This is a genomic window from Oxalobacteraceae bacterium OTU3CAMAD1, from assembly GCA_024123915.1.
In the GTDB taxonomy this organism is placed as follows: domain Bacteria; phylum Pseudomonadota; class Gammaproteobacteria; order Burkholderiales; family Burkholderiaceae_D; genus Rugamonas.
Map to the genome: position 1 here is coordinate 2,955,831 of CP099650.1, position 18,408 is coordinate 2,974,238.

An 18,408-nucleotide genomic window follows, 5' to 3' on the forward strand; every position below is an offset into this window, starting at 1 on the left:
CCTTAGCGCTCCGTGGCCATGCTCTCCAGCTCCGTCAGCAACGATGAGGCGTCCTGCGTCGCCGCCGCCTGCGCCGACGTCGACGCGTGGATCTGGTCGATCGACGCGCTGGTCTTGGCGACCGACTGCACGATGCGCTCGAACGCGGCCTCGACGTCGCCCGACAGCCGCGTGCCTTCGCCGACCCGGTTGACGGTCTCGTTGATCAGCTTGGCGATCTCGCGCGTGGCCAGCGCCGATTTTTCCGCCAGCTTGCGCACCTCGTTGGCGACCACCGAGAAGCCGTAGCCATGCTCGCCGGCGCGCGCGGCCTCGATCGCGGCGTTGAACGCCAGCAGGTGGGTTTGGCCGGCGATGTCGCTGATGGTGTCGATGATTTCATGCACCGCGCCCGACGATTGCTGGATGGCGACGATCGCGTCCTTGGAGCGCGCCAGCAGTTTGCTGCCGTCGGCCGCCTCGGACTGGGTCTGGCCGGCCAGGCCGGCGCTTTGCTGCGAGCCCTGCGCGATGCCGGCGATCGACAAGGTCAGCTCGCCCAGCACGCCGGAGATGGCTTTGACCTTTTGCGTGACCATTTCCTCGCGGTTGACCTGCTCGGTTACGTCCATGGCGAACTTGACCACTTTGTAGGCCTTGCCGTTGATGTCGAGAATCGGGTTGTAGGTGGCCAGGATCCAGATCTCGGCGCCGTGCTTGCCGACCCGCTTGAAGCGGCCCGCCTGGAATTCCCCCTGGCCGAGGTTGGCCCAGAAATTCCGGTACTCCGCGCTCTTGATCAGTTCGCCGTCGCAGAACATGCTGTGGTGTTGGCCCATCACTTCCTCTTCCACATAGCCCATGGTGCGCAGGAAGTTGTCGTTGACCGAGATGATGTTGCCGCGCATGTCGAATTCGATGACCGCCTGCGAGCGGCCCAGCGCGTCGAGCTTGCCCTTGGTCTCGGCGCTGAGCATTTTTTGCTTGGTGATGTCGGTGGCGAACTTGACCACCTTCACCGGTTTGCCGTCGGCGTCGAAGATCGGGTTGTACGACGCCAGGATCCACACTTCCTTGCCCGATTTGGTGACGCGCCGGTACTCGCCGGCGTTGAACTCGCCGCGTCCGAGGCGTTCCCAGAACGCCACATACTCGGGCGAGTGAATGAAGGCGGGGTCGCAAAACATGCGGTGGTGCTGGCCGCGCACCTCGTCGAGCGAGTAGCCCATGACGGCCAGGAAGTTGTCGTTGGCCGACAGCACCTTGCCGTGCAAGTCGAATTCGATGACGGCCTGGACCCGGTCGACCGCTTGGTTCCTGCCTTCGAAGTTGGCGTTGCGCATTTTCTCGGCCGTGATGTCGGTGGCGAACTTGACCACCTTGAACGGCTTGCCGTCGGCGCCGAAGATGGGGTTGTAGGTCGCCTGGATCCAGATGGCGTTGCCTTGCTTGCCGATACGTTTGAACTCGCCGGCGTGGAATTCGCCCTGGGCCAGATGGGACCAGAAGCTGCGGTACTCGTGCGAACGGCTGAACGCGCTCTCGCAGAAGATAGAGTGGTGCTTGCCGACCACCTCGTCGCGCTCGTAGCCCATGGTCTTGAGGAAGTTGTCGTTGGCGTGCAGAATGCGGCCGGTCAGGTCGAATTCGATCTCGGCCTGCGCGCGGTCGACGGCGATCATCTTGCCCTCGAAGTCGGCGTTGCGCAAGGTCTGCTCGGTGATGTCGGTGGCGAACTTGATCACCTTGAACGGCTTGCCGTCGGGACCGATGACGGGATTGTACGAGGCCTGCAACCATACCGGCGCGCCGCTTTTGTTCAGGCGCATGTATTCGCCGCTGCTGGGGCGGCCCGCCGCCAGCTCCAGCCACAGGTCGCGATACCCGTCGGACGCGGCGAATTCCGGGGTGCAAAACATGCGGTGGTGCTTGCCGACGATTTCTTCCAAGGTGTAACCCATGGCGTCGAGGAAGTTCTGGTTGGCGTGGGTGACATTGCCCTCCAGATCGAATTCGATCAGCGCCTGGCTGCGGTTGATGGCGTCGAGCACCGACATGGCGACGCTCAAACGTGAATCGCAAGTACCGATCTCTTCAATAGAACTGTGCATGATTGCCTGACCTGTGGAAACTTCGCTATGGATGGCTAAGTGTAGCTGCGAAGAAACCCACAGGGCGAGCAAAAGCCGCCGGGGTTTTGCCGGCGGAGTCCGCATGCGTTGCTATCTCGCGTCAATTTCTCATCTGGAAAAACAATCGTTTTGCAAGTAATCGATCGGCGTCACCAGCCGTGCAAGCGGGGCCAGCGGGCGATGCCGCCGTCGCTGTCGAGCCCGTGGTATTCCGGATATTGCGCGCCGGTGGCGCAGGCGTGGTTGGGCAGGATGCGCAACTGGGTGCCGATAGGAAAGCGCGCGGCGATCTCGCCATCGACGCCATCGAGGTCGGGGCGTAGCGACAGGATGCCGTGCTCCTGGTTGGCGCCGCTGAGCACATAGCCGGCGATCGGCCTGCCATCGATGTCGCACACCTGGCCGTAGCCGAAATCCTGTTTCTGTTTTTGCGTGCCACGGTCTCGGCTCATGGCCATCCAGCCGGCATCGACGATGGCCCAGCCTTTTTCCTCCTGATGGCCGATCACCGTGGTCAGCACGCTCAGCGCGATCTCGTCCATCGCGCACACGCCGATGTTGTGCATCACCAAATCGAAAAACACATAGACGCCGGCGCGCACCTCGGTCACGCCGTCGAATGACTGCGCCGACAACGCGGTAGGCGTCGAGCCGATGCTGACGTTTGCGCAGGGCAGGCCTGCGGCGCGCAACCGTTCGGCCGCGCCGACGCAAGCCTTGCGCTCCTGCTCGGCCATGGCGACGAGCTTTATCGGATCGTCGAGCTCGTAGCTGGCACCCGCGTGCGTCATCACGCCGCCCAGCAGCATGCCGCCTTCATGCAGGTGGCGCCCGACTTCGATCAAGGTGTCGAGCTCGGGCCGAATGCCGGACCGGTGGCCGTCGCTATCGATCTCGATCCAGACTTCGAATTGCATGCCGTGTTGCTTGCCGAAGCGCACGATGGTCTCGGCCGAGGCCAGGCTGTCGGTGATGATTTTCAGGTCGCAGCCGCGCTGGCGCAAGGCCATCGCCTGCGGCAGCTTGCTGCCCACCATGCCGACCGCGTACAGGATATCGGTGGTGCCGGCCTCGAAGAACCGTTCCGCCTCCAGCAAGGTGGAGACCGTGATGCCCCGCGCCCCGGCGGCCAGTTGCATGGCCGTCACGGGCTCGCTCTTGCTGGTCTTGATGTGGGGACGGAAGTTGACTTCCATCTTGTCCATCCTGGTTTGCATGCGCGCGATGTTGCGTTGCATGCGCGGGACATCGATGATGGCCGCAGGCGTGTTGAGACCGGTAAGCGCCGACATATTTTCTCCTTGATGAATGAACCTATGGCGCTAATGTAAGTCTTATTCGTCAACTTATGTTTAAATGGAAGCCAATAAAAGCTTAAGCAAAATTGAATGATCAAGATAGAAGACCTGCGGTTGATGGCGACCCTGGCGCGCAGCGAGTCGCTGAGCGAGGCGGCCAGGGCGCTGAATGTCACGCCCTCGGCGCTGTCGATGCGCTTGCGCGGCCTGGAGCGTGAGCTGGGACTGTCGCTGGCTACCCGCACCGCGCGCATGCTGACCTTGAGCGTCGACGGCGAGCTGCTGGCGCAGGACGCAACCGCGCTGCTGTCGCGCCTTGAGCAATTGCCGGACCTGTTCGAGCGTGGCGCGCAGAGCGTCAAAGGCAAGCTGCGGGTGGCGGCGCCTTTCGGCTACGGACGCCAGCATATCGCGCCGTTGGTCGTGCGGCTGGCCCGGTTATATCCCGAACTCAATGTTCAACTGGATCTGCGCGAGACGCCCTGGCCCGAGCGCGCCGAGGCCGACATCGTGTTCCACATCGGCAGTGTGCGCGATTCGTCGTGGGTGGCCCGCACCATCGCCGAGAACGAGCGCTGGGTATGCGCCAGTCCGGCCTATCTCAACAAGCACGGCGTGCCCCGCACGCCGCGCGATTTGCTGAATCAATCGTGCATTTGCATCCGCGAGAATGGCGAGGACGTCACCCTCTGGCATTTCCGAAAGGAAAAGGGCACGGCGGACGGGCGCCTCGGCGCGCGCGAATCGGTGCGCATCCATCCGGCGATGCAAAGCAACGACGGCGGCACCGCGCGTTATTGGGCCGAGCAGGGGCTGGGCCTGGTGTTGCGGTCGCAATGGGATGTGGAGGAGGCCGTGCGCAAGGGCATGCTGGTGCGGGTGCTCGAGGAATGGCAATTCGATGCGGCGCCGATTTTGATACTGATACCGTCGAGTAAAAATATGCCGTCGCGAGTGCGGACGGCCTTCGATTTCTTCGTGGAAGCGCTGCGCCCGGCGTGACCTTGCCGCTACTTCTTGGCGGCCTTGATCGCGTACATCCGCGCATCGCCGTCGGCCAGCAGCGCTTCGATCTGCCGGTGCGCGGATGGTTCGAATTCGACCATTCCGCAGGAAAACGCCAGTGCGTAGCCGCGTCCGGCTTCCTCGTTGTACCGGTCGATAACGTCGGCAAACTTGTCGATCACCATTGCCGCGTCGGCCTCTCCGGCGCTGGTCAGCAGCACGACGAATTCGTCGCCGCCGAGTCGGGCGAACAGGTCGGTGTTGCGGAAGGTCTTGCGCATGGCGTCGGCAAAAGCGACCAGCGCGCGGTCGCCTTCGGCGTGGCCAAAGGTGTCGTTGATGGGCTTGAAACCGTCCAGATCGAGGAACGCCAGCGTCGCCGGCGCGCCCTGCCTGGCGCAAAAGTTGAGGCTATATTGCGCCATTTGCATGAAGCCGCGGCGGTTGGAAATGCGGGTCAGCTCGTCGGTGGTGGCGGCCTGGAAGGCGGTGAGTTCGTCCTCGACCATGGATGCCAGGTCGCGCAAGGCGACGGCGTCGTCCTCGTCGAATTCGTGCGGCTCGGCGTCGATGATGCAGAGCGTGCCTATCTTGAAGCCGCCGGCCGAGCGCAGCGGGCAACCGGCATAGAACCGGATATGCGGCGCACCGGTCACCAGCGGATTGTCGGTGAAACGCGGGTCGGCGAGGGTGTCGCAGATGAGGAAGATATCGTCGCCGAGGATCGCGTGGCCGCAAAAGGATATATTGCGCGGCGTTTCGCAGGCCGGCAGGCTCTCGTTCGATTTGAACCACTGGCGGTTTTCGTCGATGATGCTCACCAGCGCGATGGGCACGCGGAACATGCGCTTGGCCATGCGCGTGAGGCGGTCGAAACGCTCCTCGGCGGGGGTGTCGAGGATGTTGAGCGAGCGCAGCGCGCTCAAACGGCTGGCTTCGTTGTCGGGTATGGCGGGTGCTTGCAACCGGATCTCCTGGCGTCGTGTTACGGCTTGATGCCGATTCTACACAAGCGACTTCCCGTGGGCCAGAGAGGCCGGCAAAAGTGTTGCTATAAGGCACGCCGCCCCGGCTTGCGGGAAGCGGGGGCGGCGCACGGCCCGGAAGGGCCGATTGGGGTGGATGCGCTTAGTGCGGCAGGGAAGGGATCGGCAGTTCGACTTCTTCCTTGCGGGCGGCGATGGCCTCGCCCAGCGCGGCCATGTCGAGCTTGGCTTTGCGCGCCTTCGGGAACATTTCCTTCTCTTCTTCTTCGACGTGGTGCTCGATGTACTCCGACAGCACCTTGACCTTGGCGTCATAGAGGTCGTCGCCTGGCTCCATCTCCAGGATTTGCGCGATCAGGTCTTTGGCGGACGCGTGTTCCACGGTGGCCTCGTCGACCAGATCCTCGGCGTCGCCGCTGGCTTCACGCACGGCGGTGTAGAAGATCTCTTCCTCGGCGGTCGCGTGTTTGGTCAGTTCCAGACAGATCTGGGTAGCGAGTTTCTTTTTGCTAGCCGTCGAACGATCGCTCAGGTTCTCGTATTTTTCAAACAGTTCCTTGACGTTTTTATGGTCCTGCGTCAGCAGTTCGATGGCGTCGATGGAGTCGGTGCCCTGTGGCGCGCGGGTCGCTTTGCTCTTGGCGGTAGTCGTGGTGCTCATGTCGTTTGCCTCGTATCGGTAAGGGTGGAATGGTTATTTCGATTTCGAGCCGGAGGAAGACTTGCCGGCGGTCGGCTTTGCCGACGATGCGCTGGCCGATGCTTTGCTGCCGGACGTGGCGGACTGGCTGTTGCCTTTGCTGGTGCTGCTGTTGCCGGAGTTTTTGGCGGTGCCGGTTTCTTCCAGCTTGCTGTTGCCGCCGTTTTTGCCGCCTTGGGTTGGTTTGCTCATCATCTTCTCCTGGGATTTGACTGCAGTTTTACCGCTTAAGATTTCGCACTGAATTAGCAATGAAAAACTTTGCTATACGTCCATAGTAGACGCGCACTCAGCAATCGGATGTAGGAGCATTCCCTGTGTCGGTGTAGGTCGTGTTACCCAATAGTAGCGTGCGTCAATGCTACAATTAGACACTCTGTTAATCCACGCATCGCGTCCGTGCCCGGGCCGTATTCCTTAAAGAAATCCGCATGACGTTTGAGACTTCCCTAATCGTTCAATCGTTGCCGTTTGCCATCCTCGTGCTCGACGCCACACCGGATTTCGTGATCCGCCACGCCTCGGATGAATACCTCGCCGCCACCCTCACCACCCGCGCCGATCTGATCGGCCGGCCCCTGTTCGAGGCGTTCCCTGGGGACACGGCCGAAGCCGAAGGGCCGATACGCCTGCGCGCCTCCCTCGAATCCGTGGTGCGCACCGGCCGCACGCATGCGATGGAAGTACAGCGCTACGATGTGCCCGACCGGGGCGGGGATGGCTTCATCGTCAAGTCGTGGCTGCCGACCAACATCCCGGTACCCGGCGAGGACGGCCGCGTGCGCTTCATCCTGCACCGCGTCTACGACCTGACGGCGATCCTCGCAAGCGAGGACGGGCAGGGCGTGGGCAGCCAGCCTGAACATTTGACCCGTTCCTTGCAGGACTTGCGGCAGCTGGCCGAACTGATGCGCGAGGGGGAGGGCCGGCGCCGCAACGCCGAGGCGCGCGCGACGGAGGCGGGCGAACGCCTGGAACTGGCCGTCGCCGCCGGCGAGCTGGGCACGTTCTACTGCCCCATGCCGATGGGGAAGATTTTCTGGAATGACAAGTGCAAGGAACATTTTTTCCTGCCCGAGGACGCCGAGGTCGACTTCGACATCTTCTATAGCCGCATCCATCCCGACGACCGCGAGCGCACCCGCGCGGCGGTCGACGCCAGCATCGCCGGCAAGAAGGGGTACGACGTCGAATACCGCGTGCTGGCGCCGGACGGGCGCGACCGCTGGCTGCGCGCCAAGGGCCGCACTTATTACGACAGCGACGGCGCGCCGACCCGCTTCGACGGCATCACCATCGACATCAGCGACACCAAGCGCATCCAGGCCGAGCTAGCGCGCAGCAACCAGCAGAAGGACGATTTCCTGGCGATGCTGGCGCACGAGCTGCGCAACCCGCTGGCGCCGATCACCGCCGCCGCCGACCTGCTGGCCATCGCGCCGCCGGAGCCGGCCCGCATCGCCCGCATGAGCGAGGTGCTGTCGCGCCAGGCGCGGCACATGTCGGCCATGCTGGACGATCTGCTCGACGTCTCGCGCGTGACGCGCGGCATGGTCGAGTTGAACAAGACCCTGATTGATTGCAAGCAGGTCGTCGCCGCCGCGCTCGAACAGGTCAACCCGCTGATCGAAAAGCGCGGTCATAAAGTCAGTACGCAGATCACCTACGAGCAGGCGCGGGTGGTCGGCGACGAGAAGCGGCTGGTGCAGGTGCTGGCCAATTTGCTCAACAACGCGGCCAAGTACACGCCGGCCCGGGGCGCGATCGAGCTGGCGTTGCGGGTCGACGGCGGCGAAGTGATTGTGACGGTGGCCGACAACGGCGCCGGCATCGCCGCCGACCTGCTGCCGCATGTGTTCGAACTGTTCGTCCAGGGGGCGCGCACGCCGGACCGGGCGCAGGGCGGGCTGGGCCTGGGACTGCCACTGGTCAAGAGTTTGGTTGAGCTGCACGGTGGCCGCGTCGTCGCCAGCAGCGGCGGGCCGGGCGCCGGCAGCGTGTTCGAAGTTCGGCTGCCGCGCCATCAGGTCGCCGATGCGGGCGACGGCGCCCAAGGCGGGATGGCGCCGCAGGCGGGGCAGGCGCTGCGCATCGTCGTGGTCGACGACAACGCCGACGCCGCGTGGACCTTGGCCACCTGCCTGCGGGCGGTCGGCCACAGCGTCGAGGAAATGACCAACCCGCGCGCGGCGCTGGCCATCCCGGCGGACCGGGTGCCCGACGTGTTCCTGCTCGATATCGGCATGCCCGACATCGACGGCCACGAACTGGCGCGCCGCCTGCGCGGCCAGCCGCACACGGCGGGCACGCGGCTGATCGCCGTCACCGGCTACGGCAACGTCGAGGAGAAGGCGGGCGGCAAGGGACACTTCGACCGCTATCTGGTCAAGCCGGTCAATTTCGGCAAGCTGATGCAGTTGTTGGATGATGTGATGGCCACATAATTCAGGTAAATCAGGTAAATCACGGTAAACACGTAGGGCGGATTAGCGAAGCGTAATCGGCCATGCCTGCGTCGCCGATGGCGCAGGCATGGCCGATTACGGCGTTCCGCCTAATCCGCCCTACGTATCCCCGTCTTTGCTCAGCTTGTTGATCATTGCGTCTGGAGGGGTTTTGCTGCGTCGCTAAAATGCTAATATTTTAGTGCGGGCGGCGTGGTGTCGGCCCTATCCCTCATTGAAAGCGCATATGACCCGTCGACGTTTCCCGGCCACGACCCTGCCGGCGTTCTTGATCACCTGCTGCATCGCGCTGCCGTTCCCGGCGCAGGCCGAGCGCCTGACCTATAACTTCAATCCCGACTGGCGCCTGGCCGTCGCCGATCCGGCCGACGCGGCGCAGGCGGGCTTCGACGACCAAGCCTGGAAGCGCGTGACCCTGCCGCGCGCCTGGAACGAGGACGACGCCTTCGGCAAGGACATCGTCGACCAGTCGACCGGCGTGGCCTGGTACCGCAAACGCTTCACCCTGCCGGCGGCCGCGCGCGGCCAGAAGGTGTTCCTGGAATTCGAGGGCGCGCGCCAGGCGGCCGAGGTGTACGTCAACGGCAAGCGCATGGGGTTGCACGAGAACGGCATCAACGCCTTCGGCTTCGACATCACCGCCGCGCTGGTCGACGGCGAAAACACGGTCGCGGTGCGCACCGATAACAGCTGGGACTACCGCGAGAAGGCCACCGGCCAGCGCTACCAGTGGTCGGACAAGAACTTCAACGCCAACTACGGCGGCCTGTCGAAGAACGTGCGCCTGCACGTGACGGACAAGCTGTATCAGACCTTGCCGCTGTATTCGAGCCTGGGCACCACCGGTGTCTATGTGTACGCGAGCGACTTCGATATTCCCGGACGTAAGGCGACGGTGACCGCCGAATCCCAGGTGCGCAACGACTACGACCAGCCGCGCAGCTTCACCTACGAGGTGCGGATACGCGACCGCGAAGGCCGTCAAGTGGCCGCTTTCGGTTCGCCCGCGCAGACGCTGGCGCCGGGCGCGACGACGGTCGTCAAGGCCAGCGCGCCGGTCAAGGACCTGCACTTCTGGAGCTGGGGCTACGGCTACCTGTACGACGTGCAGACCATCCTCAAGGTCGACGGCAAAGCGGTCGACGAGCTGGCGACGCGCACCGGTTTCCGCAAGACCGGCTTCGCCGACGGCATGGTCAAGCTGAACGACCGCGTGCTGCAGATGAAGGGCTACGCGCAGCGCACCTCCAACGAGTGGCCGGCGATCGGCATGTCGGTGCCGGCCTGGCTGAGCGATTACAGTAATGGCCTGGCGCTGGCCAGCAACGCCAACCTGATACGCTGGATGCACATCACGCCGTGGAAGCAGGATGTCGAATCGCTCGACCGGCTTGGATTGATGCAGGCGATGCCGCCGGGCGATTCGGAGGCCGACGTCACCGGCCGGCGCTGGGAGCAGCGCATTGAGGTCATGCGCGACGCAATCATCTACAACCGCAATAGCCCGAGCATCATCTTCTACGAAAGCGGCAACCGTGGCGTTAGCGAGCCGCACATGCTGGAGATGAAGGCGCTGCGCGACCAGTTCGACCCCCATGGCGGGCGCGCGTCCGGCAGCCGCGAGATGCTCAGCGCGCGCCTGCAGCAGGTGGCCGAATATGGCGGCGAGATGCTGTACGTGAACAAGAGCGCGCGCATCCCGATGTGGGCGATGGAGTATTCACGCGACGAGGGCGCCCGCAAGTTCTGGGACAATCTGACGCCGCCGTTCCACAAGGACGGCGACGGCCCGCTGCACAAGGGCCAGGACGCCAGCGTCTATAACCGCAACCAGGACACGCACGCGATCGAGAACGTCAAGCGCTGGTACGACTACTGGCGCGAGCGGCCCGGCACCGGCACGCGCGTGTCGTCGGGCGGCGTCAATATCGTTTTCTCGGACAGTAACACCCACCATCGCGGCGCCGAAAACTACCGCCGCAGCGGCGAGGTCGATGCGATGCGCATACCGAAGGACGGCTTCTACGCGCACCAGGTCATGTGGGACGGCTGGGTCGACGTCGAGAAGCCGCGCGCACATATCGTCGGCCATTGGAACTACGCCGCCGGCACCACCAAGGCGGTGACGGTGATCTCCAGCGCGGACAAGGTGGAGCTGCGCTTGAACGGCAAGCCGCTCGGACAGGGGCGCCAAAGCGAACGCTTTTTGTTCACGTTCGACGACGTGGCGTGGCAGCCGGGCGAGCTGAAAGCGGTGGGCTTCGACGCCGCCGGCAAACAGGTGTGCGAAGCCGTGCTGTCGACGGCCGGCGCTCCGGCCGCGCTCAAACTGACGTCTATCACGTCGCCGTCCGGCCTGCAGGCCGATGGCGCCGACCTGGCGCTGGTACAGGTGGAGGTGGTGGACGCGCAGGGACGCCGCAATCCGGTCGCGCTGGACACGGTCAGCTTCGATCTGCAAGGGCCGGCCGAATGGCGCGGCGGCATCGCGCAGGGACCCAACAACCACGTGCTGGCCAGGACCTTGCCGGTCGAGGGGGGCGTGAACCGGGTGCTGATCCGCACCGCCACGCAGGCCGGCAAGATCGTCGTGCGCGCCAGCGCGCCCGGTCTGACAGGCGCCGAGCTGGCGCTCGATACGCTGCCGGCGGCGTCGGGGAACGGCTTGTCGACGCGTTTGCCGGGCGCGGACCTGCCAGTGCATCTGGAGCGCGGACCGACGCCGGCCACGCCGTCGTACAAGGTGACGCGGGTGGCGGTGCAACCGGCATCGGCGGAAGCGGCCAGCAACGCGGCCGATGTCGCCAACTCCTACGACGATGACGAAACCACCAAGTGGGTCAGCAAACCGGGGGAGGGCACGCCGTCCATCACCTACCGGCTGGCGCAAGCGGCCACCTTGAAAGAGATCGCGATGAAGCTGTCGGGCTGGCGCGAACGCAGCTACCCGCTCAGGATCTCGGTCGACGGGGAGGTGGTTTTCTCCGGCATGACGCCGAAAAGCCTGGGCTACGTGACCCTGCCGCTCAAGCCGCGCCGGGGCAGCGTGGTCAAGGTGGAGCTGAACGGCGTGGCCGAGGAGGGCAACGCGGTCAAGATGACGGAGGTGGCCAACCAGGCGATCGTCGACACCGGCGCCAACACCACGCCCAAGGGGGTGTTGTCCATCGTCGAAATCGAGTTTTACCGGGCGCCGTGAGCCGGGCCGCAGGGCCGGAGGGTGATGCTGATATGTTAATATATGAGCCCTTATCACACGCCAGTCTCTCCCTCTATGGCTTTGCAATCGCTGCCGGGTGCTTTTTCCTTGGATCGCACACGTAACGCCACCGCGCAGGTGTTTGAACATTTGCGCGAAAAGATCGTCACCAATGTGCTGGAGCCGGGCACCGTGCTCGCGCGGCAGCAACTGGCCGATTACTTCAAGCTGTCCATCACGCCGATCCGCGACGCGCTGCTGCGCCTTGAGGAGGAGCGCCTGGTGGACATCTATCCCCAGCACCTGACGCGCGTGAGCGCCATCGACCTGACCTCGGCGCGCCAGGCGCACGTGCTGCGGCTGTCGGTGGAGCTGGAGACCGCGCACCAGTTGTGCGGGCGCCGTCCGCCGGCCCTGGACGGCGAACTGGCCGACCTGCTGGCGCGCCAGCGCCTGGCCCTCGAGCGCGGCGACCTGGAAAGCTTCGCCCGCGCCGACCTGGAATTCCACCGGACTTTGTACATGGCGGCCGACGTTGCCGACTTATGGCATCTGGTTCGGCGGCTGAGCGGCAATCTGGATCGCCTGCGCCGCCTGCATCTTCCCCTCAACAGCAAGGCCCAGCGCATACTGGACGATCACGGTGAGATCGCCGGCGCCATCGCCGCAGGTGATTCGGAGCAGGCGCGCAACGCCGTGCGCCGCCATCTGTCGGGCACCCTGTCGGAGCTCGACGCGCTGCGCGAGAAGTATCCCGACTTCGTGTTGCCGCCTGTGCAAGGGTAATTCGTCAAAATAACGCGGGTTGGCGCGTTGCCGAAAAATGGTATATGATGATCGTCATGCAGAAGGATAAATCGACCAGCCCCCCGGCGAAAGCCAAGACGCCACAGTTGCGCGCCACGCAGGCCCGCAAGGAAGTGACGCACGAGCGCATCGTGGAAGTCGCTTCGCGGGCGATCCGCCGCAGCGGCTACGACGGCACCGGCGTGGCGGATATCATGAAGGAAGCCGGGCTGACGCACGGCGGCTTCTACGCGCACTTCGCCTCGCGCGAAGCGCTGCTGGCCGAAGCGGCAGACCGCGCGCGCGCTGAAGCCCTGGCCTGGACGGACCAGCTGTTGAAAGCCGCGCCGGAGGGGCAGGCCTTGCAGTCGCTGGCGGAAGCCTATTTGTCGGACGAGCATTTGAACGGCGTCGAACGCGGTTGCGCGGTCTCCGCGCTGGGATCGGAGATGCACCGCCAGGCGCCGGAAGTGCGGCACGTGGCCACGCGCCACATCCAGCAGTTGATCGATATCGTGGCGCGCGAAATACCGGAAGGCGGCGATCGCAGCGCGCACGACGAGGCGATGGTGAGGATCAGCACGATGGTCGGCACGGTGGTGCTGGCCAGGGCGGTGGACGATCCGGCGCTGGCGAAATCACTGCGCGAAGCGGCGCTCAAGTATTTTTCACCGGTGGGCGATTAAAGGTTGCCCACCAGGCGGCGGCCGTCCCGGCCGTTTTTTTTAAACCATAATATGATGATCGTCATATTTTATTTTAGTACCAACTCCCGCGAATGGGATCACAATGAGGGCATCACCATGAACAATAAGATTGCAATCGTTACCGGCGCCTCGTCGGGAATCGGCGAGGCAACGGCCGAGTTGCTGGCCCAAGCCGGTTATACGGTCTACGGCACCAGCCGCAAAGGCACATCGACATCGCAGCGCGGCTTCGAGATGCTGGCGCTGGACGTCACCAGCGACGAATCGGTGGCGGACCTGGTGGCCGAGGTGATGCGCCGCCACGGCCGCATCGACCTGCTGGTCAACAACGCCGGTTTCGGCGTGGCGCCGGCGGCGGCTCAGGAGAGCAGCATGGCGCAGGCGCAGGCCATCTTCGACACGAACTTCTTCGGCCTGGTGCGGATGACGCGCGCGGTGTTGCCGCACATGCGCCGGCAGCGCGAGGGGCGCATCCTGAATATCAGTTCCGTGCTCGGACTCGTGGCGATACCGTATGCGGCGCTGTACTGCGCCACCAAGCACGCGGTCGAAGCCTATTCGGAGTCGATGGACCAGGAGTTGCGCACCCAGGGTGTGCGGGTCTCGCTGATCGAGCCGGCGTACGTGAATACGCCGTTCGACGCCAACCAGTTGCAGGCCGACGCCCAACTGCCGGAGTACCGCGCGCTGCGCGCCTCGCTGGCGGACTTCGTGAAGGAATCGATGGCGAAGTCCGACCGTCCGCAGGTGGTGGCCGAGACGGTGCTGAAGGCGGCGCGCGACGCGCGTCCGAAGGTGCGCTACACGGCTGGCGCGGTGGCCGGGCGTTTGCGGGCGTTGCGCCGGTTCGCGCCGGCCGCGCTGGTGGAGGCGGCCATCCGCAAGGATATGAAGCTCGACTCGCAGCCGCCGGTCGGCCCCGTCGCCGCCGTGCTGGAATAAGAACGATCACCGGAGAGAGACATGAAGGCATTTATTATTGACCGTTACGGCAAAGCCGATGTCGTGCGCGCCAGCGAGATGCCAGAGCCCGAGCTGCGCGCCGACGACGTGCTGGTGCAGATCCACGCGGCCAGCGTCAATCCGCTGGACCTGAAAATCCGCGACGGAGCATTCAAGCTGCTGCTGCCATATCGCCTGCCGCTCATCCTGGGCAACGACATGGCCGGCGTGGTGGTGCGCGTGGGTGCTGGCGTGCGCCGCTTCAACGTCGGCGACGAGGTGTATGCGCGGCCCGACGACGACCGTATCGGCACGTTCGCCGAATTCATCACGATCAAGGAGGACTCGCTGGCGCTCAAGCCGAAGACCTTGACGATGGAGCAGGCTGCGGCGATGCCGCTGGTGGCCCTGACGGCGTGGCAGGCGCTGGTCGAAAAAGGCCGGCTGAAAAAGGGCCAGAAGGTACTGATACACGCCGGCACCGGCGGTGTGGGGACGGTCGCCATCCAGCTGGCCAAGCATCTGGGCGCCACCGTCGCCACGACCGCCAGCGCGGCCAACGCGCCCATGCTGAAACAGCTGGGCGCCGACATCGTCATCGACTACAAGAAGGACGATTTCGCGCTGCGGCTGCGCGACTACGATCTGGTGCTCGATTCGCAGGGCGGCGTGACGCAGAAAAAATCGTTGAGCGTGCTCAAACCGGGCGGCAAAGTCATTGGTATCGCCGGCCCGCCGGACCCGGACTTCGCCAAGGCGCACGGCGTGAACGCGCTGGTGGGGCTGGTCATGCGCATGCTCAGTTACGGCATCCGCAGCAAGGCCAAGGCGGCCGGCGTCAGCTACTCCTTCCTGTTCATGCGCGCCAGCGGCGAGCAGCTGCGGCAGATCGCGGACCTGATCGACGCCGGCGCCATCCGCCCGGTGGTCGACCGGGTGTTCCCGTTCGACGAGACCAAGGAGGCGCTGGCCTACGTCGAAACCGGCCGGTCGAAGGGCAAGGTCGTCATCAAAATACGATGATACCAATGCTGCATTGCCCGATCCGTTGCGGAGCCACGTAGGGCGGATTAGCGAAGCGTAATCGGCCATCGGCGAGCCGCCGACGGCGCATGGATGGCCGATTACGGCGTTCCGCCTAATCCGCCCCACGTGATTTACCTCAGTTTAAGGGGTTCGGAGATCGTCAACACCACCAGGAAGGTGAGGCACGATATCGCGGCCATGAAGCCGAACACATAGTCCCAGCCCAGGCTATCGAGCAGCATGCCGACGATCCACGGCGTGGCCGCGCCGCCCAGTTGTCCGCCCATGTTCACCACCGCGTTCGCGGTGGGGAATTTCTCCTTCGAGACGAACGCCATCGGATACACCATGTACGCCGAGTAGCCGATGCTCAGCAAGATGCCGGTCAGGAACAGCAGGAAACCGTAGGTGACCGGGTCGGCCGGCGCGTTGATCAGCACATACATCATGACGGCGGTGGACGCCGCCGAAATCAGCATGCCCGGTTTGCGGCGTTTATCGAGCACCCGGTCGGCGAACAGGCCGCCGAGGATGTTGCCGACCACCGCGCCCACCCACGGGGCCGCCGCGACAAAGCCCATATTCATCACCGAGAAATTCTTCACCGTCAGCAGATAGGTCGGTATCCATGCCAGCAGCACACTGGAGATGCCCAGCTGGCAGCAGTAACCCAGCGCGCAGCCGATGATGTTCCACGATTTGAGCACGCCGCCGGTGGTGTCCAACACCTTTTCGTCGCGCACGCGTATCAGTTTGTCGAGCCATGGAATCGGTCTGGAAGCGGCGCCCTGGCTGCGGCTATTTTTGCCGCCACCGTCCTCGGTGATGCGCGCCAGCTCCGCGCTGTTGACGAAGCGGCTCTCCGACGGCTGGTTGGCGACCAAAAAATACCACAGCACCGACAGCAGAATGCCGGGAATGGCGAACAGGATGAACACTTCCTTCCAGCCCCACGCGGCGATGATGGCGGCGCCGAGGATGGGCGTGATCACCGGCCCGAATTTAACCGACGACAGGAAGATGCCGGTGGCCGTGCCTTTTTCACGCGCGGGGAACCAGTTGTTGATGGTGGAGGTGACGCCGATCGGCAGCGGTCCCTCCGCCACGCCCAGCGCAAGGCGGCACACCTTCAATGCCAGCAGCGAGCTGACCATGCCGGTCAGGCCGGTGGCGATCGACGTCAATATCATCGAGATCGTGAACACCTTGCGGATGCCGAAGCGCGACAGCAGCCAGGCCGACGGCAGCTGCGCCAGTCCGTAGGCGATCAGGAACAGGCTGACCAGGCCACCCGCCTCGGTATTGGTCATCGCGAACTCCTTGCGCAGGAACGGCAGCGCGACGCCAAGATTGGCGCGGTCGGCGGCGGCGATGGTGTAGATGACGAAGAACAGCGCGGCGACGAACCAGCGGTATTTCGTTGGCCGAGCGGTGTCCTCCACCGTAATGGATTTGCTATGCATGATGTCTCCTGGTTTTGTGTTTTTTGGGGATTGCGCTATGGGTTAGCGCAGATTCAGGCGCTGCAACGTCTCGGCCAGGTCCAGCAGATCGACGGTCGTGGCGCCGTTTCTGATCTGCTCGCGGTAGGCCGCTTCCTTCTCTTCGCGGGCGCGGCCCGCCGCCAGCACCGCGTCGGCTTCTTCGCGCGCCACGACCACCAGGCCGTCCTGGTCGCCGATGACGATGTCGCCGGGTTGGATTTGCACGTCGCCGATGATCACGGGGACATTGATGCGGCCCGGCTGATGCTTGCCCGTGCCCTTGATCGACAGACCGCGCGCGAAGACGGGAAAGCCCGCCGCGATGATGGCGGCGGCGTCGCGCACGGCGCCGTTGATGACCAATCCGGCAAGGCCCATCTTCATGGCCTGTTCGGTGAAGACGTCGCCCCACACGCCGGCTTCGAGGAAGCCCTTGGCGTCGACCACCAGCACGTCGCCCGGCCGTGCCTTGAGCATGGCGTAGTGCAGCATCAGGTTGTCGGCGGGACGGGCGTCCACCGTGAAGGCCGGGCCGGCGACGCGCATGGCGGCGTCGATGGGTTTCATGCCGCTGTCGAGGGCGCCTTTGCCGCCTTGGGCTTCGTGCACGGTGGCGGCGCCGAGTTCGCGCAATCCGCGCAGGGTATCGGGACTGGTCGGGTTCATGGGGTGTCTCCTTGTGGTTATGGTTGTGTTGACCTTGCAAGGAGTTTTATATAAAGTGATTTAGATATCAAACATCGATTTTTGAGCCTTGGATCAAAAAAAATGAATATGACCCTGAAGACGATGCGCTACTTTTGCGAGGTGGTGGAGGCGGGCAGCGCGGCCAACGCTGCCGAGCGACTGTTCGTTGCGCCGACCGCCATCAGCATGCAGCTGGCGCAATTGGAGTCGCAGTTGGGGGGAGAGTTGTTCGACCGCTCGCGGCGGCCGATGGCGCTGACGGACCTCGGTAAGTTCTTCTATCCGCGCGCGAAAGAGCTGCTGCTGCAGATGTCGCGGCTCGATAGCGAGGCGCGCGGCATCGCCAGCGGCAGTGGTGGTTCGCTCTCGATCGGTTTCACGCGTTCGTCCACGTTCTCGCTACTGCCGCGCGTGATACGCCGGTTCCGCGCCGCCTATCCGGAGGTGCAGCTCGATCTGGTGGAGGCCTTGTCCGAATACCAGCCGGCGCAACTGCGGCAAAACCGCATCGATGTCGGATTGTCGCGTTTCATCGGCGACTTCGAGGCGCCGGACGATTTGACGCACGCGGTCAAGCTGGATGATCCGCTGGTGGCGGCGCTGCCGATCCACCATCCGTTGGCGCGGCGCAAATCGGTGACGGCGGCGGCGCTGGCCGAGGTGCCGTTCATCCTGTATCCGAAAGATCCGCTCAGCCCCTTCGGGCAGCAGATCGTGGCGATATTGAAGGCCGCCGGCGGCGCCGAGCCAACGGTGGCGCATGGCGCGGTGGAGATTTACACGGCGCTGGCGCTGGTGAGCGCGGGGCTGGGCGCGACCTTGGTGGGGCGTTCGATCGCCGACAATAAGCGCAACGACGTCGCCTTCATACCGGTGCGCGATATCCACGCCAGCACCACCGTGGTGGCGGTCACGCGCAACAACGAAAGCAGCAAGCTGGTGGCCGCCTTCCTGGACATCGTCCGCGAGAGCGAAAGTCCGTAGGCGGCGGGTTCCGTGCGGATGGAGCGGT

General features: G+C 64.3%; 15 protein-coding genes. 8 read left to right on the forward strand and 7 right to left on the reverse strand.

Annotated features, from left to right (window positions below; translation table 11 throughout):
- Positions 1 to 2 precede the first annotated feature (2 nt).
- Together NHH88_12795 and NHH88_12800 are read right to left on the reverse strand one after the other, a co-directional pair.
- On the reverse strand, positions 3 to 2,036 hold the full coding sequence (locus NHH88_12795) for a PAS domain-containing methyl-accepting chemotaxis protein (protein USX17333.1): 2,034 nt from the start codon (positions 2,034 to 2,036) through the stop codon (positions 3 to 5).
- A gap of 224 nt (positions 2,037 to 2,260) precedes the next feature.
- On the reverse strand, positions 2,261 to 3,403 hold the full coding sequence (locus NHH88_12800) for a DSD1 family PLP-dependent enzyme (protein USX16600.1): 1,143 nt from the start codon (positions 3,401 to 3,403) through the stop codon (positions 2,261 to 2,263).
- Positions 3,404 to 3,499: 96 nt separating this feature from the next.
- On the opposite strand from NHH88_12800, the gene NHH88_12805 reads away from it, so the two are divergent.
- Positions 3,500 to 4,411 carry a LysR family transcriptional regulator gene (locus NHH88_12805; GenBank protein ID USX16601.1) on the forward strand — a complete coding sequence of 304 codons (912 nt, stop codon included), beginning with the start codon at positions 3,500 to 3,502 and terminating at the stop codon, positions 4,409 to 4,411.
- Positions 4,412 to 4,419: 8 nt separating this feature from the next.
- On the opposite strand, the gene NHH88_12810 is transcribed toward NHH88_12805, so the two are convergent.
- The 3 genes from NHH88_12810 to NHH88_12820 all read right to left on the reverse strand — a co-directional run bounded on the left by NHH88_12810 (position 4,420) and on the right by NHH88_12820 (position 6,292).
- A complete protein-coding gene (locus NHH88_12810; protein USX16602.1) occupies positions 4,420 to 5,379 on the reverse strand; it encodes a sensor domain-containing diguanylate cyclase in 960 nt (319 codons plus the stop codon).
- A gap of 163 nt (positions 5,380 to 5,542) precedes the next feature.
- Entirely contained in the window at positions 5,543 to 6,061 is a 519-nt protein-coding gene (locus NHH88_12815) for a hemerythrin domain-containing protein (protein ID USX16603.1), read from the reverse strand.
- A 33-nt stretch (positions 6,062 to 6,094) separates the two neighbouring features.
- A complete protein-coding gene (locus NHH88_12820) occupies positions 6,095 to 6,292 on the reverse strand; it encodes a hypothetical protein (GenBank protein ID USX16604.1) in 198 nt (65 codons plus the stop codon).
- A 239-nt stretch (positions 6,293 to 6,531) separates the two neighbouring features.
- Here NHH88_12820 and NHH88_12825 point away from each other — a divergent pair, with 239 nt between their 5' ends.
- The 6 genes from NHH88_12825 to NHH88_12850 all read left to right on the forward strand — a co-directional run bounded on the left by NHH88_12825 (position 6,532) and on the right by NHH88_12850 (position 15,222).
- The gene (locus tag NHH88_12825) at positions 6,532 to 8,544 is read left to right on the forward strand and encodes an ATP-binding protein (protein ID USX16605.1); all 2,013 of its coding nucleotides are present in this window, start codon (positions 6,532 to 6,534) and stop codon (positions 8,542 to 8,544) included.
- 247 nt (positions 8,545 to 8,791) lie between these two features.
- Positions 8,792 to 11,764, forward strand: a complete 2,973-nt coding sequence (locus NHH88_12830; protein ID USX16606.1) for a DUF4982 domain-containing protein — start codon at positions 8,792 to 8,794, stop codon at positions 11,762 to 11,764.
- Between the two features lie 75 nt (positions 11,765 to 11,839).
- Positions 11,840 to 12,550: a GntR family transcriptional regulator gene (locus tag NHH88_12835; protein ID USX16607.1), complete on the forward strand. Its 711-nt coding sequence runs from the start codon at positions 11,840 to 11,842 to the stop codon at positions 12,548 to 12,550.
- A 44-nt stretch (positions 12,551 to 12,594) separates the two neighbouring features.
- Entirely contained in the window at positions 12,595 to 13,236 is a 642-nt protein-coding gene (locus NHH88_12840) for a TetR/AcrR family transcriptional regulator (GenBank protein ID USX16608.1), read from the forward strand.
- 117 nt (positions 13,237 to 13,353) lie between these two features.
- On the forward strand, positions 13,354 to 14,199 hold the full coding sequence (locus tag NHH88_12845) for an oxidoreductase (GenBank protein USX16609.1): 846 nt from the start codon (positions 13,354 to 13,356) through the stop codon (positions 14,197 to 14,199).
- 21 nt (positions 14,200 to 14,220) lie between these two features.
- Positions 14,221 to 15,222: an NADP-dependent oxidoreductase gene (locus tag NHH88_12850; protein USX16610.1), complete on the forward strand. Its 1,002-nt coding sequence runs from the start codon at positions 14,221 to 14,223 to the stop codon at positions 15,220 to 15,222.
- Positions 15,223 to 15,356: 134 nt separating this feature from the next.
- Here the strand turns inward: NHH88_12850 and NHH88_12855 are convergent, their stop codons facing one another.
- Positions 15,357 to 16,688 carry an MFS transporter gene (locus NHH88_12855; GenBank protein USX16611.1) on the reverse strand — a complete coding sequence of 444 codons (1,332 nt, stop codon included), beginning with the start codon at positions 16,686 to 16,688 and terminating at the stop codon, positions 15,357 to 15,359.
- Between the two features lie 42 nt (positions 16,689 to 16,730).
- The gene (locus NHH88_12860; GenBank protein USX16612.1) at positions 16,731 to 17,375 is read right to left on the reverse strand and encodes a 4-carboxy-4-hydroxy-2-oxoadipate aldolase/oxaloacetate decarboxylase; all 645 of its coding nucleotides are present in this window, start codon (positions 17,373 to 17,375) and stop codon (positions 16,731 to 16,733) included.
- A 102-nt stretch (positions 17,376 to 17,477) separates the two neighbouring features.
- Here NHH88_12860 and NHH88_12865 point away from each other — a divergent pair, with 102 nt between their 5' ends.
- Positions 17,478 to 18,380, forward strand: coding sequence for a LysR family transcriptional regulator (locus NHH88_12865; protein ID USX16613.1), 903 nt, complete (start codon positions 17,478 to 17,480; stop codon positions 18,378 to 18,380).
- The last annotated feature ends 28 nt before the right edge of the window (positions 18,381 to 18,408 follow it).

Excerpts from the sequence above, each read along its gene's own strand:
- NHH88_12860 (USX16612.1), bottom strand. The coding sequence starts at position 17,375 with ATGAACCCGACCAGTCCCGATACCCTGCGCGGATTGCGCGAACTCGGC.
- NHH88_12815 (USX16603.1), bottom strand. The coding sequence starts at position 6,061 with ATGAGCACCACGACTACCGCCAAGAGCAAAGCGACCCGCGCGCCACAG.
- NHH88_12835 (USX16607.1), top strand. The coding sequence starts at position 11,840 with ATGGCTTTGCAATCGCTGCCGGGTGCTTTTTCCTTGGATCGCACACGT.
- NHH88_12820 (USX16604.1), bottom strand. The coding sequence starts at position 6,292 with ATGAGCAAACCAACCCAAGGCGGCAAAAACGGCGGCAACAGCAAGCTG.
- NHH88_12830 (USX16606.1), top strand. The coding sequence starts at position 8,792 with ATGACCCGTCGACGTTTCCCGGCCACGACCCTGCCGGCGTTCTTGATC.
- NHH88_12850 (USX16610.1), top strand. The coding sequence starts at position 14,221 with ATGAAGGCATTTATTATTGACCGTTACGGCAAAGCCGATGTCGTGCGC.
- NHH88_12865 (USX16613.1), top strand. The coding sequence starts at position 17,478 with ATGAATATGACCCTGAAGACGATGCGCTACTTTTGCGAGGTGGTGGAG.
- NHH88_12825 (USX16605.1), top strand. The coding sequence starts at position 6,532 with ATGACGTTTGAGACTTCCCTAATCGTTCAATCGTTGCCGTTTGCCATC.
- NHH88_12840 (USX16608.1), top strand. The coding sequence starts at position 12,595 with ATGATGATCGTCATGCAGAAGGATAAATCGACCAGCCCCCCGGCGAAA.
- NHH88_12855 (USX16611.1), bottom strand. The coding sequence starts at position 16,688 with ATGCATAGCAAATCCATTACGGTGGAGGACACCGCTCGGCCAACGAAA.
- NHH88_12800 (USX16600.1), bottom strand. The coding sequence starts at position 3,403 with ATGTCGGCGCTTACCGGTCTCAACACGCCTGCGGCCATCATCGATGTC.
- NHH88_12845 (USX16609.1), top strand. The coding sequence starts at position 13,354 with ATGAACAATAAGATTGCAATCGTTACCGGCGCCTCGTCGGGAATCGGC.
- NHH88_12805 (USX16601.1), top strand. The coding sequence starts at position 3,500 with ATGATCAAGATAGAAGACCTGCGGTTGATGGCGACCCTGGCGCGCAGC.
- NHH88_12795 (USX17333.1), bottom strand. The coding sequence starts at position 2,036 with ATGTCGGTGCTCGACGCCATCAACCGCAGCCAGGCGCTGATCGAATTC.